Consider the following 2,552-nt stretch of genomic DNA (forward strand, 5'->3'; position numbering starts at 1 on the left):
GTAAGTGATCCCTCCTGGCATTTCATCGTAATTGATCGTTACTATGGATTTTTCATAATCCACAGGGTCTTGTTTTCCACCATCAAGATTGAATATGACCGTTCCATCCTTTGTGAGCAGTTTCAGATAATGTTGTGTCAGGTCGTTCATCGAGAATGATTCATTAGTACTATAGATCTCAACATCAGGAAGTTCACTTATCGGACCGGAAGTATTCCATGAAAAGTCAGGGTTCGCACCATTTGTGCTAGGTGGATCATATCTCATCATGAATGCAGGATCCAGAAAATCTACAGTAGCATATTGTTCTGCTCCACTACCGCTTACCGGGTAAGTGGTCACCCCTTCCCATTCTTCAATATAGTCAGCTCCAGCTGCTGTATCCTTATAAGTTACATGAACTTCAAGCTGATTTGGACCGCCTGTTTTTGCAATGGTGTATATGAGTGTCTTTGTACCGGATGTTGCTCCTATTTCATATTTTGCAGGATTTAATCCATTATTATTTGAATTCTCTGCTTCAAGATCGAAAGAAAAATCATATATTGGCAATGGGTTTGATGTATTTACTACACCAACCTTTATCATGTTGGTAAGTGCCAATGTTCCCCTTGGGGGTATGACATCGAGTTCGATGATCGCGGTTGTGTTCTCATGGTCGAGAGCTGTATTTGCATAGACCATTGTATCAGCATAATCTGCCCAAGCCTCATAATACTGGCTCTTGATGTAGATATATACTTTATCTGAGATAACGGGATTAATTCTTGAAGACGATATTGAGGTGTTAGGAAATAGTATGGAAAGTTTATTGTCAGATGAAACTGCAACACTGATGTCGCCCTTGCCGGATGATGATGATCTGCCATTGATGGACATTATTGGAAGTGTAAGTGTTTCCCCATTGTAATGGAATTCTGGTGGCGAGACCATAACAGCTCCTCCGCGAGCTTCGTATTTAGACCAGACTCCTCCGCCTTCATATGCTATCTTTCGGTTATCCTTTGTATATTCTATTGTACCAAAAGAGCAGTTAAACTCCTCTGCTGAGCCGGGGTCCGTTAGATTGTTAATGAGGATTCTAATGTTGCTTTGATCATCCACTGTATCATCGTTCACGTTAATACTTCCGCCCATTAGTGATATTGATGTTGTCTGAAGGGGTGACTCCCCAAGGGCAACTTTACTGGTACGAGAGTCCAGAATTGTGAAAGCCTGTTCTATTTTCTGGGCTTGTGCATTATCCTGTAGGTCAGAGATCATAGGTACACTGTAAATAAGCATTGCACTTATTGAAATGATGGTGAGTGAGAACATAAGCAGTACTCCGATAACGGCTGATGCACCACAGTTGCATTCATACATCTTCCTGTCCTTCTCCATCCTTTCTCCTCCTTATTCAATTCTGACATTCAGTGGTGAATACAGAATATATACATCAATGTTCTCCAAATAATCATCTTTTCGTACGTGGATAGTATTGTTGTTTTCATCCCTGCTTATAATTTTCATTCCAAAAGTATGATTCAGATATGTTTCCCATCCCTTGTAGTACTGGCTCATTATGGTAATATCTACTGCGGACACATTTGTATATTTATATACTGAAGATTCTCCTCCGTCTGCAACTGCACGTACAAGTCCTTCACCGGCATAACCATTAACTCCGGAAATTGTACTGGAAGGTATGAACAGCGTGTTATCAGAAAACACAAATTCTGGTTCTTGCACTATCACAGTTCCCCCGTTTTCATATTTAGCCCAGACCCCTGTATTCTCATAGGAAATAAGAGTCCCTTCATACTCATTCTGTATTTCTCTTGTCTGATGCTGAAATGTCTGTGATTCGATAGCTGGTGTCAAGAGTGATGAGTTCCATGTTTGAACAGTTATGTTGATGACACTATCTCCGGTAACCCATATTCCTCCCCCATACATTTTCAGTTCTACTGATTGGGAAGGCGCATTGCCAAAAACAACTTTGTTCAGGTTCTCTGAAAGAACAATATAGCTTTGTTTTATGTTCTCGGTGTGGCTATTCTCTTGCATGTTCTGAAGAAATGGATATCCCGAGGTTCCAATTAGAGATATTGCAAGGAACATTATGCCGAGTATAAACACTACGTCGATGACCTCTGATACTGCATTTTCTGAATTGGACAGCTTTTTTGGTATCATTGTTTTAAGTACCTTTTTTTGGTCAGTATATCTCGATCATGTTCGTGGTACTATTGTAAAGTAGGAAATGGTCGCCTGAAGCACTACTTAATGTTGTGGACAGTATGTTAGTATTTTCAATTTCGAAAGCGATCTGTACTCTTGTTTCAGAACGTTCATTGGACTCAAATATGACCTCACGGCTCTGGTTCGAGAATTCAACATAATAATATTCATTTGCGATCCTTAGTGGTAATATGAGTTCTGACCGAAGGTCAATCATATTCCCGCCACCGTTGTTTACGACACCTATCATTGTGTCGATCTTCGTGAGTTGAAGTGCGACATTGTTTCCACGTATCTCAAATTCTTCGCGCATGATCGTATGTTCTGCC

The 2,552-nt window shown here is 40.4% G+C and carries 3 protein-coding genes; all 3 read right to left on the reverse strand.

Annotated elements, in window-relative coordinates:
* A partial coding sequence (locus tag QAS77_RS11510) for a DUF7289 family protein (RefSeq protein WP_305065701.1) occupies positions 1 to 1,383 on the reverse strand: 1,383 nt, incomplete at its 3' end.
* 12 nt (positions 1,384 to 1,395) lie between these two features.
* Positions 1,396 to 2,178 (reverse strand): DUF7289 family protein, encoded by a 783-nt coding sequence (locus QAS77_RS11515; protein WP_305065703.1) that lies wholly within the window; start codon positions 2,176 to 2,178, stop codon positions 1,396 to 1,398.
* A 22-nt stretch (positions 2,179 to 2,200) separates the two neighbouring features.
* Positions 2,201 to 2,552 (reverse strand): hypothetical protein (locus QAS77_RS11520; protein ID WP_305065705.1); only part of this gene is annotated, 352 nt, incomplete at its 5' end.

It is taken from the genome of Methanococcoides sp., from assembly GCF_030594565.1.
Taxonomy (GTDB): domain Archaea; phylum Halobacteriota; class Methanosarcinia; order Methanosarcinales; family Methanosarcinaceae; genus Methanococcoides; species Methanococcoides seepicolus.